This is a genomic window from Shewanella sp. UCD-KL12 (assembly GCF_001957125.1).
Lineage (GTDB): Bacteria > Pseudomonadota > Gammaproteobacteria > Enterobacterales > Shewanellaceae > Shewanella.
The window spans coordinates 1,063,849-1,088,429 of the sequence record NZ_MPHJ01000001.1 but is presented as its reverse complement, the minus strand read 5'-3'; the positions used below and the strand labels follow the sequence as shown (position 1 = coordinate 1,088,429).

The 24,581-nt window shown below is 43.6% G+C and carries 19 protein-coding genes; 3 read left to right on the top strand and 16 right to left on the bottom strand.

The genetic code is table 11. The features are described 5' to 3' along the window. Positions 1–22: 22 nt before the first annotated feature. Positions 23–2,551 (bottom strand): Ig-like domain-containing protein, encoded by a 2,529-nt coding sequence (locus BM736_RS04570; RefSeq protein WP_076409136.1) that lies wholly within the window; start codon positions 2,549–2,551, stop codon positions 23–25. Between the two features lie 216 nt (positions 2,552–2,767). Between BM736_RS04570 and BM736_RS04565 the strand changes: the two genes are divergently transcribed. Then, on the top strand, positions 2,768–4,084 hold the full coding sequence (locus tag BM736_RS04565) for a dicarboxylate/amino acid:cation symporter (protein WP_076409134.1): 1,317 nt from the start codon (positions 2,768–2,770) through the stop codon (positions 4,082–4,084). 335 nt (positions 4,085–4,419) lie between these two features. On the opposite strand, the gene BM736_RS04560 is transcribed toward BM736_RS04565, so the two are convergent. The 13 genes from BM736_RS04560 to BM736_RS04500 all read right to left on the bottom strand — a co-directional run bounded on the left by BM736_RS04560 (position 4,420) and on the right by BM736_RS04500 (position 18,797). Then, positions 4,420–5,724: an inosine/guanosine kinase gene (locus tag BM736_RS04560; RefSeq protein ID WP_076409132.1), complete on the bottom strand. Its 1,305-nt coding sequence runs from the start codon at positions 5,722–5,724 to the stop codon at positions 4,420–4,422. A gap of 220 nt (positions 5,725–5,944) precedes the next feature. Beyond that, positions 5,945–6,940: a ferrochelatase gene (hemH, locus tag BM736_RS04555; RefSeq protein ID WP_076409130.1), complete on the bottom strand. Its 996-nt coding sequence runs from the start codon at positions 6,938–6,940 to the stop codon at positions 5,945–5,947. 126 nt (positions 6,941–7,066) lie between these two features. Then, positions 7,067–7,711 (bottom strand): adenylate kinase, encoded by a 645-nt coding sequence (adk, locus tag BM736_RS04550; RefSeq protein ID WP_076409128.1) that lies wholly within the window; start codon positions 7,709–7,711, stop codon positions 7,067–7,069. Positions 7,712–7,880: 169 nt separating this feature from the next. Further along, positions 7,881–8,726, bottom strand: a complete 846-nt coding sequence (locus tag BM736_RS04545; protein WP_076409127.1) for a tetratricopeptide repeat protein — start codon at positions 8,724–8,726, stop codon at positions 7,881–7,883. 179 nt (positions 8,727–8,905) lie between these two features. After that, complete coding sequence (gene htpG / locus BM736_RS04540) at positions 8,906–10,822, bottom strand: molecular chaperone HtpG (protein ID WP_076409125.1); 1,917 nt, start codon at positions 10,820–10,822, stop codon at positions 8,906–8,908. A gap of 249 nt (positions 10,823–11,071) precedes the next feature. Beyond that, positions 11,072–11,671, bottom strand: coding sequence for a recombination mediator RecR (recR, locus tag BM736_RS04535; protein ID WP_076409123.1), 600 nt, complete (start codon positions 11,669–11,671; stop codon positions 11,072–11,074). A gap of 19 nt (positions 11,672–11,690) precedes the next feature. Next, a complete protein-coding gene (locus BM736_RS04530) occupies positions 11,691–12,020 on the bottom strand; it encodes a YbaB/EbfC family nucleoid-associated protein (RefSeq protein ID WP_076409121.1) in 330 nt (109 codons plus the stop codon). Positions 12,021–12,105: 85 nt separating this feature from the next. Then, positions 12,106–14,964, bottom strand: a complete 2,859-nt coding sequence (gene dnaX / locus BM736_RS04525; protein WP_083699836.1) for a DNA polymerase III subunit gamma/tau — start codon at positions 14,962–14,964, stop codon at positions 12,106–12,108. Between the two features lie 144 nt (positions 14,965–15,108). Beyond that, positions 15,109–15,660 (bottom strand): adenine phosphoribosyltransferase, encoded by a 552-nt coding sequence (gene apt, locus BM736_RS04520; protein ID WP_143562345.1) that lies wholly within the window; start codon positions 15,658–15,660, stop codon positions 15,109–15,111. A 241-nt stretch (positions 15,661–15,901) separates the two neighbouring features. Continuing rightward, a complete protein-coding gene (locus BM736_RS04515) occupies positions 15,902–16,270 on the bottom strand; it encodes a YbaN family protein (RefSeq protein WP_076409115.1) in 369 nt (122 codons plus the stop codon). A gap of 371 nt (positions 16,271–16,641) precedes the next feature. Beyond that, positions 16,642–17,388, bottom strand: coding sequence for a DUF2063 domain-containing protein (locus tag BM736_RS04510; RefSeq protein ID WP_076409113.1), 747 nt, complete (start codon positions 17,386–17,388; stop codon positions 16,642–16,644). Next, positions 17,388–18,224, bottom strand: coding sequence for a DUF692 domain-containing protein (locus BM736_RS04505; RefSeq protein WP_076409111.1), 837 nt, complete (start codon positions 18,222–18,224; stop codon positions 17,388–17,390). The genes BM736_RS04510 and BM736_RS04505 overlap by 1 nt, the downstream gene beginning before the upstream one ends. Positions 18,225–18,344: 120 nt before the next feature. Beyond that, on the bottom strand, positions 18,345–18,797 hold the full coding sequence (locus BM736_RS04500) for a hypothetical protein (RefSeq protein WP_076409109.1): 453 nt from the start codon (positions 18,795–18,797) through the stop codon (positions 18,345–18,347). A 378-nt stretch (positions 18,798–19,175) separates the two neighbouring features. On the opposite strand from BM736_RS04500, the gene dusC reads away from it, so the two are divergent. After that, positions 19,176–20,108 (top strand): tRNA dihydrouridine(16) synthase DusC, encoded by a 933-nt coding sequence (dusC, locus tag BM736_RS04495; protein ID WP_076409107.1) that lies wholly within the window; start codon positions 19,176–19,178, stop codon positions 20,106–20,108. A gap of 200 nt (positions 20,109–20,308) precedes the next feature. Continuing rightward, entirely contained in the window at positions 20,309–20,665 is a 357-nt protein-coding gene (locus tag BM736_RS04490) for a TraR/DksA C4-type zinc finger protein (protein WP_076409106.1), read from the top strand. A gap of 93 nt (positions 20,666–20,758) precedes the next feature. Here the strand turns inward: BM736_RS04490 and sohB are convergent, their stop codons facing one another. Beyond that, positions 20,759–21,790 carry a protease SohB gene (gene sohB, locus BM736_RS04485; RefSeq protein ID WP_076409103.1) on the bottom strand — a complete coding sequence of 344 codons (1,032 nt, stop codon included), beginning with the start codon at positions 21,788–21,790 and terminating at the stop codon, positions 20,759–20,761. 139 nt (positions 21,791–21,929) lie between these two features. Further along, positions 21,930–24,410 (bottom strand): VolA/Pla-1 family phospholipase, encoded by a 2,481-nt coding sequence (locus BM736_RS04480; RefSeq protein ID WP_076409101.1) that lies wholly within the window; start codon positions 24,408–24,410, stop codon positions 21,930–21,932. Positions 24,411–24,581 lie beyond the last annotated feature (171 nt).

Genomic DNA, 24,581 nt, shown 5'->3' with positions numbered 1-24,581 from the left:
CTTTAAATGAAACCAAGTTCGACTATTCGATAATGATTCCTACGGAAACTACCTGAGTCACTACACCATTTGGCGTTTCAACATGGACCATAAAAGTACCAGAATTAGGTTCATCCTCGCCTTTAACAGTTACTTCAAACTCTCGTCCACCATTATAGTTACTACTTGGCCAAATATATTCACTACCACTCACTACTGAACCTGCTGTAGCAGTAAAAGTCACAGTACTTCCTGCAGGCATCTGTTGGTTATGCTGATCCGATATTGCAAAGTAAACGCGCGCAGAACCTTTTCCTACAATGGTTATCACACCTGGGTTATGGAACCCATCTTTATCGATAATACCAATATCAGCATGCCTTGTAGCTACTGCTGAGCTACCTGACATTACCATGGTCAAACTTCTGCGGACATAGAGTGATTTAGAATCGTTTACGCCATCAGCACAATATTTATGGGCAGGAGAGGCACAAAGTACCCCATTATATAAACCATCTTTCAGGTCAAAGACTGAGTTTGAATTAAAGTCGACTAGCTCTTCTAATGCACCACCTTCCTGACCGATTAGTTGACCATCAGGCTGAGGATTGAAAACCGTGTCTTCATTGTAGTCATTAAACGCATCATCAAGATCGAACCACTCTCCAGTAACATCTCTACCAGTTAGGAATTCGTTCACTTCATCTTCATACACGCCCTCTTCATAATCAAAGCGGCCATTACCGTTGAGATCTGGGAAGGTTTCCTCACCGATTGCCGTCGCTGTGATGGTTGCTCTACCACCGTACTGTTGACCATATGCGTTACCATAAATACGTGTTTGAGTATCATCGTTTATGTCACAAACATCTGAATCAGTTTCAGCCACTTTTAATACGATACAACGTTGTAGAGCCGTTGGGTTACGGATTTGCAAACCCGTTTCATCAAACAATGTTTCACCTACCGGTCTTGCCAGTTGACTGATCCACTTGACAGAACATGCGCCATTAACAGTTTGACAGGCATCTTCAATTGCACCACCTTCGGTGGTAAATGATACCGTCGTGCCATCAGGAACTGGGTTATTAAAAGCATCAGCCATACGAGCAGTCACCATTACTTCAGTGCCATCGCGATCCCAACCTTCAGCATTTAGTACCTCAGCAGATAACGAGAAGCTATCTTGATCTGGAATACCTGTAGAGATGATCAGTTGCTTAGATTGGCTCGAAATTGCTGGCGTTGAATTATCATCAACTGTCGCTGTGACTCGAACTGAAGTGGCTACTGTACCTGTGGTCACTACTGTTTGTACGATACCTTCATTATTGGTCGTCGCTTCAGCAGGACTTATTGCCACTCCGCCAATGCCAGTGTTGAGCTCAAACAACACATTTTGGTTACTCACAGGATTACTGTTTTTATCAAGCACCTGAAACTTAACAATTGATGACTCGATACCACCAGTACCTAAAATGCCAATATTTTCAGGTTCGGCTGATACAAACACAATGCTACCAACATCAGCTTGCAGTACATTGATAATGCCTACAGCAGATAGGCTAATACCACCGGCATCAGCGGTTACGTTAATTTGATCTTCACCGACACAGCCTTGGGCTAGATAGGTTGATGTCGCAATACCATTGCTTGAGGAAACTGGGGAGCTAATTTGTGCTTGAGCAGGATCTTTAGTTGCACAGGTTGAAGAGAAATTGACATCTACAGGCTGAGTAAAAGGGTTGCCTTGGTCATCTTGAATCAGTACAGAAATAGTTGCTGTACCACCCGCTGACAAGTTTTCTGTACTGACCTCAGCAACACCTTCAACAAGCGGTTCACCGCTGCCCATTACAACATTCGTTGCACCGACCACTATAATTGTTGTGCCGACTTCATTAGTAGACAAGGTTGCGGTCACTTCTGCAGCGCCTAAAGAGCTACCAGCATAAATATCAACCGTAGCTTTACCATCTGCATCCGTTACAGCACTTTTAATTGGTAGATCACCAATCGGGCTGTCGAAGGTGACAATCACAGACTTATTGATACCTGTAACGGTCGCGGTGAGTTTACCAGGAGATAAAGTGCTTATTGACTGAATCGGATTACCGGCACTATCAGTCAATGCGAGAGAGACTTGAGCACCGCCGCCAGCCTGACCACCATCACCAACCATAGTGGCATTTACCGAGGCTGTTTCACCAGAGGTAATTGTCGCGGTAATTGTCGCACCAGTATTGATTTCAGCCGTATTGACTTCGATGCTGGCAACCCCCCCCACAGTTGCGACTTCACCGGTTCCTGGGTCAAAGGTACCGTAGCTTGCATCATTAAGTGAAAAAGACACTAAAGTGTCAACCGCGTTACCAGATGCATCTTTCACCGTTGCTGTAACTGTTGCGGGCTCAGCTGCCGCGATCTGGGTATTGGAGATGCTTAAGCTTACTGTAATTTGATCTGGCGTTGGATCAGGATCTAATGGGTCCGCAATATCCCCCCCTCCACTACAGGCAACCATTAAAAACGACCATATAAATACGAAGAAAAACTTGTAAACTGACTTCATGCCAGACTCCCTGTTACTCAATATGTAATTTTAAGCGAGGCGCTTATTACTTATAGGACAACATTACATAATTTTCCTGCTACTTTTCCATAACTATCTTGTTTTATTTTGTTAAATCACCCCAAAAGTTTAACTATTGACCCGTTTCATCAAACTTCGTTTCTTGCTAGGCTTATCTTCGCAAATTGAAAGCATAATAATTATACAGGAAGCAATATGGCTTTAACTCAAGCAAAAAAACTCGGTTTAACGGGTAAAATTCTAATAGGAATGGGTGCCGGTATTTTACTCGGCCTGCTCCTTAGGAACCTTTTTCCAGAGAGTGTATTCATCGAAGAATACATTACCGAAGGTTTCTTACATGTTATTGGGACGATTTTCGTTTCAGGCCTGAAGATGTTAGTCGTTCCTCTCGTCTTCATCTCACTGGTTTGCGGAACTTGTTCGCTTAGCGATCCATCTAAACTTGGCCGTTTGGGCGGAAAAACGATTAGCTTTTACCTCTTCACAACAGCAATCGCACTGTCCGTGTCAATTTTAGTGGCTATAGCGGTACATCCAGGTAATGCATCTCTTGTCAGTGAAGGCTTAACCTTTAATGCTACAGAAGCCCCAAGCCTGTCACAAGTGATCATTAATATCGTTCCTACTAACCCACTTCAGGCGATGAGTGAAGGCAACATGCTCCAAATCATCCTGTTTGCGGTTATTTTTGGTTTTGCTATCTCACATATCGGCGAGCGTGGAAAACGTGTCGCAGCGCTTTTTAACGACCTTAACGAAGTGATTATGCGTGTAGTAACGCTTATTATGGAACTAGCGCCATATGGTGTCTTCGCATTAATGGCTAAACTTGCTCTTACTTTAGGCTTAGAAACATTTGGCAGTGTCGTTCAATACTTCTTTGTTGTACTTGGTGTATTGCTTCTTCATGGCTTTGTTGTTTACCCCACTTTGCTTAAACTGTTCTCAGGATTAAATCCATTCACCTTCATCCGTAAAATGCGAGATGTTCAGCTGTTTGCCTTTAGTACTGCCAGCTCAAATGCAACCTTACCTGTAACCATTGAAACGGCAGAGCACCGTTTAGGGGTCGACAATAAAGTCGCTTCATTTACGCTACCGCTTGGTGCGACGATTAATATGGATGGCACGGCCATCATGCAAGGTGTTGCTACTGTATTCATTGCGCAAGTATATGGTGTTGATCTGACCATCACTGATTATGCAATGGTAGTCATCACAGCAACATTGGCTTCTATTGGTACTGCTGGTGTACCTGGTGTTGGCCTCATCATGCTTGCCATGGTACTCAACCAAGTAGGATTACCTGTCGAAGGTATCGCGCTGATTATCGGCGTTGATAGACTACTTGATATGGTTCGTACTGCGGTTAATGTCACTGGTGACTCAGTAGCAACTGTGGTGATTGCAAAATCCGAAGGTGAATTTAACGAAGAGACCTTCAATGATACTCAGGCTGGTAAAACAGCGGGTAGCTTTACAGCTCAAGTTAAGGGAGAAAAAGCTTAAGGTTATACTAACGATGCGCTTAGGCGCATCAATTAACTACCAAGCTTACAAGCTCCAGAGGTAACCAAGGTTTCTAACCTTGACCTACATGGATGTAGGGAATGTCCAATGGATGTCAGGAACATCATGGACCCATAGTCTCTTTAACAAAGAGCATAAATGTTCCAGACATAAAGCAGGTTTTAAACCTTGACCTACATGGATGTAGGGAATGTCCAGTTGATGTCAGGAACATCATGGACCCATGGTCTCTTTAAGAAACCTGCATAAATGTTCCAGACATAAAAAAAGCGTCCAATTGGACGCTTTTTTTATGTCAGAGTAGATAGGAGCGATTATCTCTCCCAGTATGACTCTTCTAAACTATCTTCTCGCTCTGGTAGTCCACGTGACAGTCGAGGGCTATGCTGAGCCAGCACTTCATAGGCGACTCGGTTCGCATACTTACAGATCTGTGAGAATGATGAGTAACATAAACCATCACGTTTATGCTTACTCGAACCTGGCACATTCTCTTTATGGTAAGTATTAGAAGCAAGGTCATGTAGTAATGCAGACAAGGCCCCGTCTCCTGCGCCATTGGTATTGCGGATCTTTTCAGGTCCGCCCATATATGGTGAGATATGGGCAAAAACCTTAATAGGTTCATCACAAGCACTTTTCAATTTAGGACGGGAGAACTCAAAACGATTAAACTCTGGGATCACACCAGGCAGTAAAATATTACTGGTTTCTCTTTTTTCAGCGTCTTCAGTGTAACCTGCGGTATACAAGCCTAGAGGTCCAGCAGTGGTGAGGACCATATCGCAAAATTCAAGTGCAGCGTCACTAGCCTCAAGCGGATCCTTAAACCCTGTGAGCGCCTCGCCTTCATCTTCATTCATAGCAAGAATGGTGACATTCTCATTAATGAAGTTTTTCCACCAAACTGGATCTTCTTCAATTAAAAAGCGTGTACCGAGCGTCAACACCACTGGCACGCCAACTTCTTTGGCATATTCAATGGCCTTCAGTGCAGCTTGAGTCATCTGATCTTCGCCGCTTGCTCTCATTAAATATGCTGTCAGCACTAACGCTGAAGCACCCTGTACAAGATCTTTATCTATGTATTCAGGTGTTAGCTTATCCATAGAGCCTTTACTGATCGCAAAGGTGCGCTCGCCACATTCAGAGATTAAAGTGAAGCAGCGACCAATGGCTCCCTCTACAGGCTGTAGGTAATTAAGATCAACCTTTGATGAAGTGTTACATAGGTAACGGTAGGCATAACTTCCTACTTCAATATTATTACTCATCACACCAAAAAGCACTGAACGGTCATCGGCCAGTATCGAGTAGTTGTGAACAGTATTACCGATTGTTCCTCCAGCAAACTCATCGCTGATCAATTTGCAATTTTTTAGCTCAGAATAGAGGGCATGGGCACTTTCATCATCAATCAGTGTTGAGTTACCTTTAGGTAATTTATATCGCTCAAGCAGCTCATCCGCTACTTTGGCTTCGATATCAACTAATGTCTGATCGATACCTGTAATATAGGTAGGTAAACGATTTGGTTGCTGGGTGAGCTGAGCCAATAATGGGTCACGGTTTTGTACAGGAAAATAATGTTTGGACTTACGTTGGCCAGGAAACTTCATTCTGAGCTCTCAACATTTAGCAGAAAAAAGATGCCGATCGAATTCAATCAGCCTAATTAAAAATATTAGTTTAAATATTAGCCCAGATTTAAGGGCTAATATAAACGGCGGCAGATATTATCACATGTTGCTTGATACACCAGTGGCCCACATCAGTTTTACGCTATAAAAGGTGCAATTAGTTTAAATTTTCTAGTCAATCCAGCTAAGATAAACAAAATTAACGCCAGCCCATACTTTGATGTTTGACTAAATCTACAAGAAGCTCGATATGAGATGGGCTGTCGTTGAGGCAAGGAACAAATTCATAGCGCTCCCCACCAGCTTCTATAAACATCTCTTTACCACCGATAGATAACTCTTCAAGTGTCTCTAAACAATCAGCAGCAAAAGCGGGGCTGATAATATCAACGGACTTAACACCTTCTTTAGGTAAAGCAGTTAGTACCTTGTCAGTTTGAGGTGTCAACCACTCCTCTTTACCGAAAATTGACTGATAACATAGTTGCCACTGACTATCATCAAGCCCTAGCGCTTGGGCCAGTAGTTCTGAAGTTTTCTCGCAATGTGCTTGATAGGGATCGCCCTCTGTCACATATCTCACTGGGATACCATGAAAAGACATTAACAGCTTATCTGCTTGTCCAAATTTATCCCAATGCTCCCTAACTGATGTTGCCAAAGCGGATATATAACCTGGGTGCTGATAATATTCTTTATTAAGCCGCGTTTCAGGCACCTCCCTCCACCCCTTATATTCAGTAGCAATAGCATCAGAAACTGCAGCTACCGTTGAGCAAGAGTATTGTGGGTATAGTGGTAGCACCAAGATTTTATCGACCCCCTGAGATTTCAGTTTCTCAAGGCCTGTGCCTAAAGAGGGGTTACCATAGGTCATCCCAAGCTCAACGGGGATATCTTGCCCTAATTGCTCTTGTAACTGGTATGCCAACTTCTCTCTTTGCCTCTGACTGACGACCATAAGAGGTGAACCCTCATCCCACCAAATTGACTCATAGAGTTTAGCGACTTTAGCGGGGCGAAAATTTAAGATAATCCCATTAAGAACAGGCTTCCAAATCAATGGATTGAGATCGACAACCCTAGGATCACTTAAAAACTGTTTTAGAAACGAACGCACATCTTTTGACGTTGGTGTATCAGGTGTCCCTAAGTTGACTAGAAGCACACCGAATGCTGGGGTTGTTTTGCTCAAAATCACTCTCTTTTTATATAGAATTCAACGTTAGGCTAACATTCACAAACATATAAAAAAAGCCCACCTAGGTGAGCTTTTAAAAATATGAGAACTAGCTCATATACTGTAAATTAACTGCTGAGGTTAACTTAGTGCTGCAACGATCTCTTGACTCACTGCATCAACAGATTGTGTACCATCAAACTTGTTGTAAGTTGCCTGACCAGATGCGGCGACTTTACCGTAGTATTCAACCAGTGGCTTAGTCTGCTCATGGTAAATATCGAGACGCTTACGCACTGTAGCTTCTTCGTCATCAGGACGAATTGCAAGGTCTTCACCTGTCACATCATCCTTGCCTTCAACCTTAGGTTGATTGAAAACGATGTGGTAAACACGCCCTGAACCTGGGTGAACTCGACGGCCAGCCATACGCTTAACAATCTCTTCGTCTGGCACATCAATCTCAACAACATGATCGATATTAATTCCACTCGACGCCATTGCATCAGCTTGCGGGATAGTACGCGGGAAGCCATCAAGCAGGAAACCTTTAGCACAATCATCTTGTGCAACACGCTCTTTTACTAAGCCAATGATGAGCTCATCTGAGACCAACTGACCAGCATCCATTACCTTCTTGGCTTCTAAGCCAAGTGCTGTACCGGCTTTTATCGCTGCACGCAGCATATCACCCGTAGAGATTTGTGGGACGCCGTACTTTTCCATGATGAACTGGGCCTGGGTACCTTTACCGGCACCTGGGGCACCTAATAACATGATGCGCATTTCGAGAATCCTCTTATTTTCACATATTTTTTTATCATTGGGCGGCGATTTTCGCACAATTGACCGCCCATTAGAAGGGGTTTTATTCTAGTTTAACTTCGACTTTAGCCTGATAGACAAGCGATGAGATCATCAAAAGCTAGATTTACTACCAAAGATATTAGCTTGCTTAATATAATAAACTGTAGAGCTTACGACGATATTGATTAGCCAGTTGATCTCCCTGCCCTAATGCCGTCAAAATTTCCAAGAAAAGCTGCTTAGCTTCACCATTTTCAAGTGATAGGTCTTGAGACAAAGGCGAAAAGAGTAAAGGTAATGCCTCTTCGTTTCTATTGGCTTGATGCAAGGCTTTGACTAACGATAACAGCTGAGGAATATTGTCAGGGTCATTATTAACAGCAAGTTGTAACTCTCTGATCTCTGGCGTATCAGCCGCATCAATTGCAAGTGTTAATTTTGCTTTTAAGGTTTGATAATAGCTGTCTTGATCTGCAAGACCAATGCTGTCTAACAACTCCTGCGCAAGTACCAATTGCCCAGCCATAAGTTGAGCATCGGCATAAACAAGTGCAACTTCTGCATTTGGCGACTCACCATAAGCTTCTTTTAACACATGAAGTGCAGAAGCATGATCGTTTTCCAACAATAGCGCTTTGGCCTGATTCAGTTTTAATTGCCATTGAGCAGGAAGATGCTTATCGAGCATCTCAGCAATTTGCGCTTCATCTTGCACGCCAGCAAATCCATCAATCGGTTTGCCTTCACTCAGTACTAATGTTGTGGGGAGATTTTGGATCTGGAAATAATTAGCAATCTCCATCTCCTGATCACAATCAACCATCGCTAAGATAAAACGACCTAAGTGCTGATTGGCCATGGTGGTCAAAGTTTGAGTTAAACCTGTGCTTTCTGGGCTTTGCTTGGACCAAAAACAGAGAACAACAACATTCTCCATAGAGGTATCGACAACCTGCTGTATATTCTCTTTCGTCAGCGTTATAACTGTGTCCATATCGCTCCTACGTTACTCATTTGAGCACAAAACCTTAGAATTAACCTTGGCTAAAAGCTCAAAATATAAATATTATCCTGCCATTTAACTTTAGGTTAACCTGCAGGCAAAAAAAAGCAGAACCCTAATGATACCAATGGGTCATTAGATGCTCTGCTTTCACATAATACTACTGATGCTTACTTAAGTTTAGCCAATAGCATCTGGTTCATGAGCTTGATAAACGCTGATGGGTCAGAAAGACTGCCCTTCTCTGATAGCTGAGCCTGCTGAAGAAGTAGATCGCTCCACTGAGCAAATAACTCTTCATCTTGCTCATCATTTAGACGTGCAACCAGTGGGTGCTCAGGGTTAATCTCAAAGGTAGGCTTGCTTTCAGGAACGGCTTGACCAGCCGCTTCCATCAACTTAATCATTTGAGTAGACATCTCACCTTCACCAGCGACAACACAAGCAGGGGTATCGGTTAGTCGAGTCGTCACCTTCACTGCTGACACCTTGTCACCTAATGAATCTTTAACACGCTTCACAAGCCCTTCAGAATCAGTTTCTAGCTTCTCTTGTGCTTCTTTTTCACCAGCATCTTCAAGTTCACCAAGCTCTAGATCGCCGCGAGTAACTGAATGAAGTTGCTTACCATCAAAGTCTGTCAGATGATTAATTAACCACTCATCAATACGCTCAGACATCAATAATACTTCGATCCCCTTCTTACGAAGCAGCTCAAGATGCGGGCTATTTGCAGCAGCCTCATGGCTATCAGCAACGATGTAATAAATCTTGCTTTGACCTTCCTGCATGCGGCTAACGTAATCAGCAAGCGATACAGTAGGCGCAGCATCTTCAGTATGGGTTGATGAGAAACGTAACAAGCCAGCGATACGCTCCTTGTTTACCATATCTTCAGCAGGTCCCTCTTTAAGAACCTGACCAAACTCAGCCCAGAACGTCTGATACTTCTCAGCATCATTTTTAGCCAGCTTCTCAAGCATACCAAGTACACGCTTAGTCACAGCAGTTCTCAGTGCCGTTGTCACCTTGTTGTCCTGTAAAATTTCACGAGACACGTTCAAAGGCAAATCATTTGAATCAATCAGTCCCTGGACAAAGCGTAGGTAGCTAGGCATAAACTGCTCAGCATCATCCATTACAAAAACGCGCTGTACAAATAGTTTCAAACCATGTTTACGGTCACGGTTCCACATATCCCAAGGCGCTTTAGCTGGAATATACAATAAGCTGGTGTACTCCTGCTTACCTTCAACGCGGTTATGGCTCCAAAGTAGCGGGTCGGTAAAGTCGTGAGAGATATGCTTATAAAACTCTTCATACTCCTCTTTAGACACGTCACTCTTATTTCGAGTCCAAAGTGCAGTCGCCTTGTTCATCGGCTTCCAGCTGCCTTCAGTCGCAGCAACAGCTTCTTGATCGTCAGTCGCTTCAATCGCTGGCGTGCCCTGCTCAAACATCTCAACAGGTACAGAGATATGATCTGAGTACTTAGTAATAATTGAACGCAGACGATGCTCATCTGCAAATTCTTTTTCCTCTTCACGAAGATGCAATACAATTTCAGTACCGCGGGCCGCTTTAGTGATATTCTCTACGGTGAAATCACCCTCGCCTTGTGACTCCCACAATACCGCTTCATCAGCGCCATGGCCTGCAGCACGAGTGCGCACTGTTACTTTATCGGCAACAATAAATGATGAATAGAAGCCTACACCAAACTGACCAATTAACTGAGAGTCTTTTGACTCATCACCAGATAAGTTCTTGAAGAAATCTGCGGTGCCTGATTTAGCGATAGTACCTAGATGCTCAATCACACCATCACGAGTCATACCGATACCATTATCGCTGATGGTTACAGTACCTTTATCTTTATCGGCACTAATGCGCACATTAAGCTCGCCATCACCTTCATAAAGCGCATCGTTTGTCAGGGCTTCATAACGTAATTTATCTGCAGCATCGGCGGCATTTGAAACCAATTCACGCAAGAAAATCTCTTTGTTGGAATATAAAGAGTGGATCATCAAGTTCAGTAGTTGCTTGACTTCAGTTTGAAAGCCGTGAGTTTCTTGTTGTGACATGGAGTATTCCCTCTGTATTTCACAAAACTAATTCAATTTGAATCGAGTCGTAGTTACACATAATTCGCTATGCATTAGAGATGGGGCTGGAATCTGGCTTTTCAAGGGGAAATCGAATTCATCATTCTGAATGGTTAAAAAAAATCCAGTACTTGCATAGCAAATACTGGATTTTCAAACCTGATGTCACTTTAACTAACTACTAACACTAAGTAATAAAGTGCAACTAAAACAGGGCAAGTTCACAGGTTAGAGAGGTAAGCGCCCATTAAATGATAGCGCCAATGTGGTGCTATCGACATATTCAAGCTCGCCACCAACAGGAACGCCATGAGCGATACGGCTTACCGACACCTGATGGGTCTTTGCCATATCTGCAATAAAATGCGCTGTAGCATCCCCTTCAACTGTTGGGTTGGTTGCCAAAATCAATTCAGCTACATCACCTGATGATAACTGTGATTCCAGCAAAGCAAGTCCAAGCTCGTCGGGGCCGACACCGTCCAGAGGAGAAAGGTGCCCAAGTAATACAAAGTATCGCCCAGAAAAATGACCACCAGCCTCAATGGCTAAAACATCAGCAGGCGTTTCAACAACACAGATAACATCTGATTGACCGCGTTTACTACTGGCACAGATGGGACAGTGGCTCTCTTCAGTAAAAGTACGACACGCTTGGCAATGCCCTACATCACTCATAGCTTTAGAGAGAGCCTCACCAAGAGACTGTCCAGCTTTTCTGTCTCGCTCCAATAACTGAAATGCCATTCTCTGGGCAGACTTTGGGCCTACGCCAGGTAAACACTTCAGTGACTGTATTAATTCATCGACGAGAGGACTAAATTTCATCTTTTAAATTTCGTCCAGATTAGAACGGCATCTTCATGCCTGGTGGTAGTTGCATACCGCCAGTCACTTCAGCCATTCTCTCTTTTTGGCTCTCTTCTACACGGCGCGCCGCATCGTTGCAAGCTGCTGCAATAAGATCTTCCAGCATCTCTTTATCATCTTCTAGCAAGCTAGGATCGATATCAACTTTACGTACACTGTGAGAACCCGTCATAGTCACTTTAACAAGGCCAGCACCGGCTTCGCCAGTCACTTCCATACGTGCGATCTCTTCTTGCACTTTTGCCATTTTATCTTGCATCTGCTGGGCCTGCTTCATCAGGTTACCCATACCGCCTTTTCCAAACATATCTATTTTCTCTTCAATTTAGGGTCAAATAAAGTTGGCTCATCTTACTTAAATAACGCTGATAATCAATCAAAGCCGCACAATCTTATGACTGAGGTAACGCCTTAAAGTTCGACTTATCGATAAGTTCAATGCTATTTCCTTTTAAACTCAATAACTCAGGTGAGTAACTTAAGCTATCGGGCTCCAATTCTGCATCCATTTGGCTAACTAGCCATTGGATATTAATATCTGTGACTAAACAATGGTGCGCTTGAGACTGAATCTCGCGATGAAATCGCTGTCGTATCTCAAGTGGTGTTTCTCTTTGCTCATCAAGGCCCACAGTGATATTCACTTTACATTCATCAGTTTCTAAAGCACGTGATAGTGCCTCCTCTAACTGTACGATTGCAATTTCAGCAGCCAAATGCTTCTGATTTGGCTTAAGCAAGAGTGACAATGGTTGAGTAAATTGGTGACACACTGAATTTACTGCCAATTGGCGCACTCGCCCGCCGACATCAATAGCAGTCATCAATCGATACCACTTCAAGTCTATTTCGTTGCCCGTGACCTCTCCCTCACCTAAAGGGGGGAAATGATCAACACTGGAACCATCAATTTGTACTGCTTCAATACTGCTATTATTCTGTACAGCTGGTGCAGCAACAGATTGAGTGCCTTCAACAACACGAGTCCCTATGTTAGCAGCTTTGTTAACCCCAGTTTCGTTAAGTGCAGGCTCGTTCAGGGCTTGTTCATTTAAAACTGGTTCATTAAGCACTGGCGCATTAAGTAAAGAGTCTTGTTCACTTTCCTGCTCTTCCCAAGGAGGCCTATCTTCGATGTCACTGTTCACTGGCAATTGAGTGACAGGAGGCTGCGTAGATGCAGAAGTACCAGGCTTAGCTATAGCGGTGTCAGGTTCCTCTGTCGTATCTTTAGCTGCAACTTGAGGCTCAGCATCTGGCTTGCGCTTAGGAGGTACAAACTCCTTACGCTGAGCTTCAGGCTTTTTTCCACCACTCTCCTCAGGCTTCTTAGCCAAGTCGGTAAGTAGAGAGTCTCTGGCAGCAAGTACCGCATCTAAAATGTCTTCTTCAGCATTTAAATGTTCAGAGGCCGCGGTTAATGGAGCAGATGATTCTTGTTCACCTTGCTGAGCCAAATTCACAGCCTCTACGCCGTTAGTCCCGGCAGTGCCTTGTGTAGCGGGAAGGCTATCGAAGGGGAGATAGTCCTCTGACGACATGCCATCTTGCTGATTATCTTGCTGGTAGTCTTGTTGTTGATAATCTTGTTGCTGATAATCAAATTGATCATCTTGCGCTTGGGCTTGAACTAAATATTGTTCATCATAGTGATTTGTTGGGCGGGCCGTGTCATGGGAGGGCTCTGAGCTCAGTTCACTTTTAGCAACGGAAGTAGCAAGTTCAGACGTTACTTCTTGCTCACTCTCTACAACTTCAGTTTCTACAAGCTCACTCCCTGCAAGTGCAATGCTTGTATTCGCAGTGTCTTTAACCTCTTCGGCTATGACAGGCTTACTCGCAGAAGCATCTAGGTTTTCTGCAGAATTCAAAGGGTTTGATATACTGGCAGTTTCGCTTTTTGTCGTAACAGGCGAGATGTCAGCTTGTACCATACCTTGACTTGCCGCTTGGCTTAAAATCAAAGCTTGCTCACTGTCTAGTGAGTTTAAAACCCCGCTATCATCCGCCTCTTCTTGCTCATCACTTGGAGCTGACGGGTTGACTTGTTGAGCGCTACTCTCAGACTTCACACTCACAGTTTGCTCAATATCAGTAGCAGCGTGAGTTGCATCGACTTCTGATAAAGTGATTGAAACAGGCTTTTCTACAACCCAGCGAGTAACAGGTGTCTCAGGGACAAAAGCGACAGCTCTTAATAACGCCATCTCAAGCCCAGACTTAGGGTCTGGAGCATGGGGAAGATCTTTCCTACCAGCAAGCAGGAGCTGATAATACAGCTGTACTTGCTCTGGGCTTAACTGCTCAGAGAAAGCAGTTATCTGCTTACTATATATAGAAAGCTGAGCGGCTGCAGGCGCAAATTGACTCAAAGTAATTTGATGCAATAGCTCTAGTAAACTGCGTAAAACCTCATGGGAGTCAGCACCAAAAGAGATCACCTTATCAACAAGCTGCATTAGGTTGGGAATATCACCTTGAACTAAGGCCTCGAGCAGCGAAATGACATGCTGCTCATCAATACTCCCAAGCATCGTTTGCACTTGAGCAAGGTGAACTTTCCCCGCGCCAAATGCAATCGATTGATCGGCTAGGCTCAATGCATCACGCATACTGCCATTTGCTGATTTAGCGAGTAAACTCAATGCCGGCTTATCAAACTCAATCTGCTCTTGTCCAAGTACATGAGACAGCTGATTCGCTATCTCCTCTTGAGTCAAACTCTTCAAGTTAAATTGCAAACAGCGAGATAAAACAGTGACAGGTAAGCGTTGTGGATCGGTTGTCGCAAGCAAAAATTTCACATGCTCAGGTGGCTCTTCAAGTGTCTTTAGTAGCGCATTAAAGCTACTTCTAGAGAGCATATGAACTTCATCAATCAGATAAACTTTATAACGGCCACGACTAGGACGATACTGAACGTTATCTAGCAGTTCCCGGGTGTCATCAACCTTAGTACGAGAGGCTGCATCGACTTCAATAAGATCGACAAAACGCCCCTCAGAGATCTCAACACAGCTCGAGCACTGACCACAAGGTGATGCTGTGACACCTTGCTCGCAATTTAAACCTTTGGCAAATAGACGTGCGAGACTGGTCTTCCCAACTCCACGAGTGCCGGAAAACAGGTATGCATGATGTAATCTTTGCTGGCTGAGCGCATTGGTTAATGCATGTAAAACATGAGATTGACCAACCATTTGCTCAAAGGTGGCAGGGCGCCATTTTCTGGCCAACACCTGATATGACATGGAACTCCCCAAAGTGTCACTTGTTAATTTCGGGAGCACGCTCCTCAGTTATCAGCACCTTAACATGTCGCGTTAAGTGGCGCTACTGAGGAGCATTTTTACGGGTGATAATTCGCCTTTAGGATAACAATTTAACCTCTAAAGTTACTCGCCTTCAAATTCACAAAGTTTAACGAGTTCGATATCCATAGCTTCTAAGCGCTTTTCACCGCCGATATCAGGCAAAGAGATCACAAATGCAGCGTGGTTAACTTGACCACCTAGCTTACGAATAAGCTTTACAGTAGCTTCAATAGTGCCACCTGTTGCCAGTAAGTCATCCACAACCAATACTTTATCATCAGCATTAATCGCATCGGTATGCAGCTCAAGTACATCTTGGCCATATTCTAGATCATAACTTTGAGAGATTGTTTCTCTTGGCAACTTACCTGGTTTACGTACAGGGATAAAACCGACACCTAACGCTAATGCTAATGGGGCGCCAAACAGAAAGCCTCGTGCCTCGGTACCCACAATTTTAGTGAAGCCCTGATCTTTGTACTCTTCAGTCAACAGCTCAATCGTTGCACGATAAGCTTCAGGCTCTTCAAGCAAGCTAGTCACGTCTCTGAAAAGGATCCCAGCTTTTGGGTAATCCGGAATAGTCTTAATGCTCTGTTTTATCAATGCTAAAGTTTCTGTATTCATAACCATCATCTTTTCTGGTTTTGCTCGCTAAAATCGCCAGCTTTTAAAAATCCGGCTAAAGCTTATGTGTCTTTCACCCCAGTTGCAACAATCTCTCATGCGATTACAACAGGAATTGAGGTATAGCGTCACAATTTACCAAATTAATCTAACGAGAGGTTTAACATTAACGGGGGATTATATGTATAGATAAAGCAGCGCCTCGCCATTGGAGTCTATGAGGCCTAACAGGGCAAGATTAAAGGTACTAATCTTCGAGTTCTGGGATCTGTCTTAAGTAGAAACCTAGCCCAATTGCAAAACAGAGCAACATGATCTTGACCCATAATAAAGGCACAATGGCGATGCTAACCCCAAAGCTGAGCCCACTGACAATGTAGGCTTTCTTCTTTAATCCTTTACGAATAGCGCGTTGTTTATCCCAATCATTAAGCGCTTCTGAAAACCAAGGATGCGTCATCAGCCAATGATGTAAGCGAGTACTTGAACGGGCAAAGCAGAAAGCGGCAAGCAAGATAAAGGGGACTGTTGGTAAAATAGGCAGCGGTATCCCAAGTAACCCTAAAGCTAAGCTCACTAAACCGCAGATTAAATACAAACCTCGCTTAATTACCATTATTTCCCTTCATAAAAAAACCACTCAAAAGAGTGGTTAGTCTACCCAAAGAGCTAAAGGGTTACTAGCGCTGAATACGCTTAAGCTTTAAGTCAAAGCTTAGTAGTTAAAGCACGCCAGCCATCTTCAACCAAGACAAGCTCGCAGGAAGCGTCGGGATCAACAAAACAAGGATAAAAACAAGAAAATAGACGATATTAAAAGGGTCTTTAAAGGGCTGAGTCATAACTTCCTCTTACGTTCACATGACATTTTATTGATCTAGATCAATTTTTGACGTCATTATAGGGATATGTCCCCTAATAAGGAAGTGCCGATTTCATTTTCCTTGCAAGCTATTCACTCAACGCTGGCAAACAAACCAAACTCAATTAACTGTAATGGAAATCTTTAACCACTCCCTTGCTAGCAAGATCTTCAAGCATCTGTAGGCAGCCATTTTCTAGCACGTCACTATCAAGCTGTGGATAGGTCTGCTTTAACCAAATAATAAGCTCCTCCAGCCCAATGCTATCCCACTGAGAGATAAAGCCTAATACTTGAGCCGTGAGTGGATTTAGTTGTAAAAAGATAACCTCATCATGTTCATCTCGGTAAAGACAAAATAACTGGGCGGTTTCTGCAGGCTCAATAGGTTGATACTCTTCACTGACACGCTGAACAGCAAAGGCGTATTGTAATACCTGAGCGCTATCCGATAGGCAAAGGGACACTTGCTCAATGGGTTTATCAATTCTCTGCTGTTGAGGGTTGTCTTTTGCAACGGCAACGACTAATTCCATATATTCATAATGTGCTAGCTCGAGTAAAAATGCAGGATCAGTCTCCTTAGCTAGATATTCTGTCTGTAGAAAGTCAACAAACTCTTGGGCTATTTCGATGAAAATAGGTGTCTGGCAATCATGAGTAACAAAGAAGTTTTGTACCAAACTCAGCCAAAGCTCATCAGAATAAAGGCTCTTTAGTACTGGAAATGCACTAGAAACGAAGCCATTAATATTATTAAAAAACAGATCACGATAAATCTTCATGCGTCTTTCATCAGTGCCTATCGGTAAAACACTTTTCGGCTCTTTGATATATTGAATAAACGAATGTTGAATGTCATCAAACTGCATCACGCTCTCCTAGACTTATCTCGTAGCCTATTGGCTTGATAATGATGGATCTCATTAACTTCATTGAGTAGCACTTCTGTCTTTGGGATATTGAAATCTCTTTCCAGTAAGGTTGGGTAGACGCCATGCTGTCGATAGCACTCCTCAAGCAATTGCCACACTGGGGAGACAATATCTGCGCCGTGAGTATCCACAATGATGTCTTCAGCTTCTTGATAGTGGCCAGCGATATGAAGATAGGCAATACGCTCAGTTGGCATGGCATTAAGGAAATGGCTAGCATCATAATTGTGATTCACTGAATTCACATAGATATTATTAACGTCTAGAAGCAGTTTACAATCAGCCTCCTCTAAAACAGCATTCACAAACTCAAGCTCACTCATCTGTGCACCTGGTGCGGTATAAAACGAGACATTCTCCAGGATAAGTGGGCGTTCAATGATATCCTCAACCTGCTTAACACGATTCACCACATGTCTTACCGCTTCTTCAGTGAAAGGGATAGGCATCAGATCATACATATGCCCAGTGCCAGAGCAGTAGCTTAGGTGCTCTGAATATTGCTCAATACCGTGTTCATCCAAAAATTTTTTGATGTTAGTAACAAATTCAATATCTAACGGGGATGGACTGCCAATAGACAAAGAAAGCCCATGACACACAAACGGCTTCTGCTCAGTTAATGACCTAAGTTGTTTGCCGTATTTACCACCCAATGTCATCCAGTTTTCAGGCGCTATTTCAAAAAAATCAATCTCCTTAGGAATAGCAGAGCAAAACTCATCGAGCATCTCACGTCTTAAACCTAAACCTACACTAGCTCGCTCAATCATTTTCGCTCCCCACAATACCAATTAGTGTCGTAGTACTGGCTAGACAAAATAAAAAGGCCAGAATTATCCGGCCTTATTTAAACAGTACTGTTAGATAATATCTAACAGAGTAAATACCCTTTACTTGTCACCGCCACACTTGCCTTCGCCACACTTACCTTCTTTGGCTTTTTTCATATCGCCGCCACACTTACCTTCTTTGGCCTTTTTCATGTCGCCGCCACACTTGCCTTCGCCACATTTACCCTCTTTGGCTTTTTTCATGTCACCGCCACACTTGCCTTCGCCACATTTACCCTCTTTGGCTTTTTTCATGTCGCCGCCACACTTGCCTTCGCCACATTTACCCTCTTTGGCTTTTTTCATGTCGCCGCCACATTTACCTTCACCGCACTTACCCTCTTTTCCTTTCTTCATATCACCACCGCACTTGCCTTCACCATCAGCAAGTTGGTAACCAGATTCCATCTGGCTATAACCAAATGGATTCGTATTGGCTTCAGCAGCAAAAGCCGAACCCATAACAACAGTACCTAGGGCAGCAGCAACAGCAGTTTTTTTAACTAAGTTCATAATGTATTCCTTTCAGATCAATAAAGTAGTTTCGGTTACCAACCAAACTGCATGTCAGCTGGCTTGCATAAGTAGACCCGACACAGCGCAAACTTATTTCATTTTTTTTACATACGTCACATTTATGCACCAATTTAAGCGCGATAGCAATGTACAAAAGTATGGTTAAACCCAGCAGTTCGTGACCACTTCTTATTGAAATGCTTATCACAAACCAAGATGACGACTAGTTTTTGTATCACTAGTCTGCATAGGTTAGAATGCGCCCCCAGTTAATCTAGGCTTTATTAATTCAATCAATAGTAATTGAGGCCTAGTTATTAAAAATAGCAGCAAATTACCATTAAGGTAGATTTTAACAATGAGATACTGTGCACAATGAGAGTCGTTTTAGCACCAATGGAAGGCGTTGCCGATGCACCAATGAGAGCACTGCTAACCAGTGTTGGTGGATATGATCTGGTCATCAGCGAATTTATTCGAGTGGTGGATCAGCTGCTTCCTGAAAAAGTGTTTTATCGACTATGCTCAGAGCTGGCTAATCACAGTAAAACTGTCTCGGGCACACCTGTACGTCTACAACTACTTGGCCAACACCCTCAATGGATGGCAGAAAATGCCAGCCGCGCCATAACGCTCGGTTCTAAAGGCGTTGATCTTAATTTTGGATGTCCGGCCCCTATGGTTAATCGGAGTAACGGCGGAGCCGCCCTGCTCAAAGAGCCTGAAACCATCTATAAAGTTGTCAAAGCTGTTAGAGAAGCCGTGCCTCTTAACATGCCCGTATCGGCCAAAATTCGCTTGGGTTGGGATGACAAGAGCCGCTGCATCGAAATATCGAATGCTATTGAAGCTGCTGGCGCCACTGAACTCACCGTCCATGCTCGAACTAAAGAGGAAGGCTACAGGCCGCCTGCACACTGGGAGTATATTCATCAAATACGTGATGCGATTTCAATCCCAGTTATCGCCAACGGCGAAATATGGAGCCTAGACGATTATCTGAAATGCAAAAAAGTTTCAGGTTGTAGTGATGTGATGATAGGCAGAGGCGCATTAGCTGTACCTAACCTAGCTCAAGTCATCAAAGGCTCACAAACTAAAATGCCTTGGACTCAAGTCTTACACTTGTTACTGCAATACTCAGAATATGAGATTGTTAGCGAGAAAGAGAAGTACTACCCTGCTCGCATTAAACAGTGGCTTAAATTTATTGCAAATCAATACAGTGAAGCTGATGAATTATTTATGGAGTTAAGAGTTCTGAAGAAAACCCCTGATATCTTGACGCTTTTAAAGTCACTCAGCTAGTGTCTCAAGAGGTGGAATGCCTGTTATCTCAAGCAAATGCCATAAATTTGTACATGAAAAACAAGCTGCGAACAGGTCAGATCAGCTAATATCTTATCAAAACATACACTAAACCTGCCTGACATTTGATCTTAGTCATAGTCATAAAGCTATAGCTGTTTAGACTATTTCTACGAAACAGATAACAAGGCACATTCTCGATGAGCAGACCCCCAATCAGACATGAATTGTCGCAGCTTGAATCGAATCTAAGGAAAGAGATAGGTACGCTTGCCGAGAGCAAACAGCTAAAGCTAGACTCACAAGATCAGTCCCTGTGTGAGTTAATTGCTCAGTTAACAGACTTAGGTTTATGTGAACACCCGTTATTCATTCAAGTCACGAAACTCGATGCGGCGCTATGCCAACTGGATATTGGACTTTATGGATTATGTTCAGACTGTGAAAGTGAAATAGGCATAAACCGTTTAGCGATAGATCCTGTTGAACAACGATGTGAAAAGTGCGCCGAAAACCATGAACATGAACACCGACAAGAGTTAAGATTAACTCATTAGCTCAAACTCTAGCCTGAATACTCTTGCCTGAATAAAAAAGCCTGCATTAAGCAGGCTTTAATTTAACGAAACAACACTAAATGATGAAGAGGTTTAGTTTAGCGGCTGATTTTTTTCAGCTAACTTATTAAACACAGAGTTAAATGATAAAGATGCCGCATGGGCTATCTTATCGGCAAACTTTTTCTTCAACTGATAACGAACCTTAATCACAGTCCTTTCTTTGGCAAGTTTCATTACCACATCATCACTGGTTGAAATCTCATCGACCAAGCCAAGTTCAATAGCTTGTTGACCATACCAATGCTCACCCGTTGCAACTTTATTAAGGTCAAGCTCAGGGCGATACTTAGCGATGAACGCTTTAAACAATACATGAGTTTCTTCTAGCTCTGTTTGAAACTTCGCTCGTCCCTCATCGGTATTTTCACCAAATACGGTTAGCGTACGTTTAAAGTTACCTGCGGTATGTTGCTCATAATCAATATCATGCTTCTTGAGCAATTTATTAAAATTAGGGATCTGAGCTACCACACCAATTGAGCCTACAATAGCAAACGGCGCAGCATAGACTTTATTCGCCACACACGCCATCATATAACCGCCACTAGCAGCCACTTTATCGACACAAATAGTCAAAGGAATATCAGCTTGACGAAGACGGTCTAGCTGGCTTGATGCTAAGCCGTAGCCATGAACCATGCCACCACCACTTTCCACATTAACAATCACTTCATCGCCAGCTTCAGCAATAGCTAAGATAGCGCTGATCTCTTCACGAAGGGAGGCGACTTCGCCTGCATCTATACTACCTTTGAAGTCCACAACAAAGACTCTAGGCTCTAATACATCCTCTGCTTGTTCTTTTTCAGCTTTCTCTTTCGCTTTCTCATCCGCTTTTAACTGCTTTTCATAAGCTTTAAACTGCTTCTTACTGAGCAGCTCCTCTTTAAGCTCATGCTTAAGCTGTTTAAGCTCATCAGTTAAGTTGGTTAACCTCAACTCACCTTTCTCGCCTTTCTGCTTCACAGCAGAGGCCAGTATCACTACAACAACAGCAATAATCGATAACACTATGGTGATTGCTTTGGCAAAAAACAGTCCATATTCGTACAAAAATTCCAAAATATGCTCCAGCTCATTCAAACATAATCAATAATTGTCGCTATTCTAGCAGCCCTTTACTCAATAACAAACGTAGCCTTTCACAGATAATAAAAAACCCAGCCTAAGCTGGGTTTTAACTCACTCTTTCGTACTGAACTTATCCAGCAGGAACCGCACAAGGCTGAATGATATCACTGTTATCAATTAAGATAGTTGCAGAGCCTTTACCTGCAGTCAGAGCAAAAGCCGCAGCTTCTTGCTGCATCTCAACAGTAGGTGCTAAACCAGCAGGATCTGTCAATGAGCTATGGTGACCTTCAGTAAAGCGTACAGCACCAGAGCTTGCAGTCGTCGTATCAATACACTCTAGACCTAATTCTGCAATCAGCGGCTCAGTACCTGATGTTGGGAAGCCCTCAACGCTGTTTGGCAGTACTTGATCAGGCTTATTGGCATCAGTGCCATCACCTACGACTTCAATTAGATGCACAGGCAGGCCAGTCGCTTTAAGCATAGCGCCATGGTTGACAGGGTCAGCACTATCAATCGCAGTTTGAACAGCAAAAGCAAAGACTGGAATAAACTCAGCGTAAACGGCAGCCACCAAAGCGGCATATTCGTCAGAGCCAGGCTCATAACCGGCAGTATTCGCCTCATCGACTAGCGCTTGGAACGACTCACTGGCTAAAATATTCTCCTCGAGCATAGGCGCAAACGTTGGCGAACCAACGAAGGTGCCAGCTAAACCGCCAGCAGGTGCAACGAGCGATGATGCATTAAGCGCATAAACATTTGGCAGTGCAGTACCTGTCTCAGGGTGTACAAGGCCAGTACTTGCGTAAGTTGAGAAGTTAGTATTAACAATCCCGCCAAGGCTTAAGCCCTGTGAGCTTATCTTGCCGATATCGAATACCTGAGGCAGCTCCATCTGCGCTAACTGCATAGATAAACCAGTCAAGGCTAAGCGGACACCTAAGTGATCAACAACACTCTGACGGAAGTTATCGCGGGTCGATAAGGTACTTGCAATATTCACAAACGCTAGTGGATTACCATTAACGAATGCTTCTGGCTGACCAATAGCATAGCCAAACTCAGGTGCTGAAGCTGACACTTCGTAAACGCCATCACCATTAGCATCAAATGAACGAGCACCGTGTAGTGGATGATCGATAGCAACTGTAGCTATCCCCATTGCTGCATAAGTTCCAGCAAATGTCAGAGCCATCTCTTTACCACCACCGAGTCCATGCAGGGCGATGTTAGTTGGCCAACCTGCAGTAGGTGCTTCGAAAGGTAAACCTTGCGCTTCATTAAACGCCTGTAATTTAGCTGCATCCGGTACAGTGATAAATACGGGTACCTTCTCATAGCCCTTAATGGCAGGTATTGGGTTAAATTTAGTCAAGTGCTTAGCTTTATCAGCAGCTGTACCATCATCGAGTAACCAAGCTTTACCCGCTAACAGTGCAGGGTTGGCGATACCGGCCGCAGGGTCAATATCATAAGCCATGGCTTGCATGCCATAATTTTGCTGGCTCATCGTGCCGTCTTGCAGTGCTAACAACACAGAAACTGGGCTATCACCATAAGCTTTCCAGCTGCCATTGATGGTTGGCATCATATTTTCGTCTAAGCAACCAGCTGATGAACAATCACCAAATACCGGTAGTGTTAGCTCAGCGCCAAATACATTCGCCATATCAGCGAGGACATAAGCAAGACCATCAGCGGGAGTCAGCCCAGCCGCCATAGCGACGGTGTAACCAAGCGGCGTTGGCGCTACAGAGAAAGCGGGTGCATAAGGAGAGCCAGGCTCAGCCATGAGTAACTTAGTCGTCTCGTAAACATCTACCACAGATTGCGTAGTAAACAGTCCGGCATAACTAATCGATTCAGAATCAACACCGTGCTCAGCTGCTATGCCTTTTTCGTAACTATTAACTAAAGTTTGCAGCATTAATTGGTCAGCAGTCTCAAGCGGGTGTGTGTCAATATCTAGCTTAAGCAGTGCATAGCTTCCAGAAGGCGCGATAGGACGCCCTTCTGAGTCCATAATCAAATTGGTCGTAGTGTAAATATATGACTGACCAGCTTTAAGGGGCTTTAACGGCACTATCGCGATGGTATTGCCTGAGCCTTTAGATACAAAATCAACACCAAAAGTTAACTCTTCACCGACTTTACATGCAGAAGCTGATGGACTTGCACTACATTCAGGATCGGAAGATAGAGGACCACCCACAGTAGCCTCAAAAACTCTCACTGCGCCAGGCTGAAATACCGAAGCAACATCTAAACTCAGTTTAGTGCCGTCATGATCGGTAGCTGGGTCAACAGTAATAGAAATTGGTGCAGTAGTAGACCAACCATCTAATGCGCCGAGCGCCATAGAGGGGTCGGTATAATCACTGCTTCCATCTAACGCTTCGCCTGGAATATGAATAGTGCCATCTAGCGTCCCACTAAAAAGAAGATCGTTAGGCAAAGGAACGGCGCCATTAGCAGGATCAAATACCATATGAGACTCAGGGATCAGAGGCTCAACTTTATCTTTTAACTCATCGACACTATCTTCACTACAGGCAGTGAGTCCTAGCGCAGAGGCAATCGCGACACCCAAAAAGAGTCTTTTCATCTTCGTTCCCCAAATCTTGTTGTAATAATTTTTGTTTTCCCCAAAAAATTTGGTCACAATAGGCAATACCGTGTGACCAAATAGGACATTTTTATGTCCTTACCTAGGCTCAAGTTAACGTAAAAATATAGACTTAGCTACAAATTTGTCACATAAGACCAGTGAATTTTA

Bases quoted from the DNA above. Each gene is read 5' to 3' on its own strand.
- BM736_RS04500 (WP_076409109.1), bottom strand. From the start codon at position 18,797: ATGAACTTAGTTAAAAAAACTGCTGTTGCTGCTGCCCTAGGTACTGTT.
- htpG (WP_076409125.1), bottom strand. From the start codon at position 10,822: ATGTCACAACAAGAAACTCACGGCTTTCAAACTGAAGTCAAGCAACTA.
- BM736_RS04510 (WP_076409113.1), bottom strand. From the start codon at position 17,388: ATGCAGTTTGATGACATTCAACATTCGTTTATTCAATATATCAAAGAG.
- recR (WP_076409123.1), bottom strand. From the start codon at position 11,671: ATGAAATTTAGTCCTCTCGTCGATGAATTAATACAGTCACTGAAGTGT.
- dusC (WP_076409107.1), top strand. From the start codon at position 19,176: ATGAGAGTCGTTTTAGCACCAATGGAAGGCGTTGCCGATGCACCAATG.
- BM736_RS04505 (WP_076409111.1), bottom strand. From the start codon at position 18,224: ATGATTGAGCGAGCTAGTGTAGGTTTAGGTTTAAGACGTGAGATGCTC.
- BM736_RS04545 (WP_076409127.1), bottom strand. From the start codon at position 8,726: ATGGACACAGTTATAACGCTGACGAAAGAGAATATACAGCAGGTTGTC.
- BM736_RS04570 (WP_076409136.1), bottom strand. From the start codon at position 2,551: ATGAAGTCAGTTTACAAGTTTTTCTTCGTATTTATATGGTCGTTTTTA.
- BM736_RS04515 (WP_076409115.1), bottom strand. From the start codon at position 16,270: ATGGTAATTAAGCGAGGTTTGTATTTAATCTGCGGTTTAGTGAGCTTA.
- BM736_RS04530 (WP_076409121.1), bottom strand. From the start codon at position 12,020: ATGTTTGGAAAAGGCGGTATGGGTAACCTGATGAAGCAGGCCCAGCAG.
- BM736_RS04490 (WP_076409106.1), top strand. From the start codon at position 20,309: ATGAGCAGACCCCCAATCAGACATGAATTGTCGCAGCTTGAATCGAAT.
- BM736_RS04565 (WP_076409134.1), top strand. From the start codon at position 2,768: ATGGCTTTAACTCAAGCAAAAAAACTCGGTTTAACGGGTAAAATTCTA.
- adk (WP_076409128.1), bottom strand. From the start codon at position 7,711: ATGCGCATCATGTTATTAGGTGCCCCAGGTGCCGGTAAAGGTACCCAG.
- dnaX (WP_083699836.1), bottom strand. From the start codon at position 14,964: ATGTCATATCAGGTGTTGGCCAGAAAATGGCGCCCTGCCACCTTTGAG.
- BM736_RS04480 (WP_076409101.1), bottom strand. From the start codon at position 24,410: ATGAAAAGACTCTTTTTGGGTGTCGCGATTGCCTCTGCGCTAGGACTC.
- BM736_RS04560 (WP_076409132.1), bottom strand. From the start codon at position 5,724: ATGAAGTTTCCTGGCCAACGTAAGTCCAAACATTATTTTCCTGTACAA.
- apt (WP_143562345.1), bottom strand. From the start codon at position 15,660: ATGGTTATGAATACAGAAACTTTAGCATTGATAAAACAGAGCATTAAG.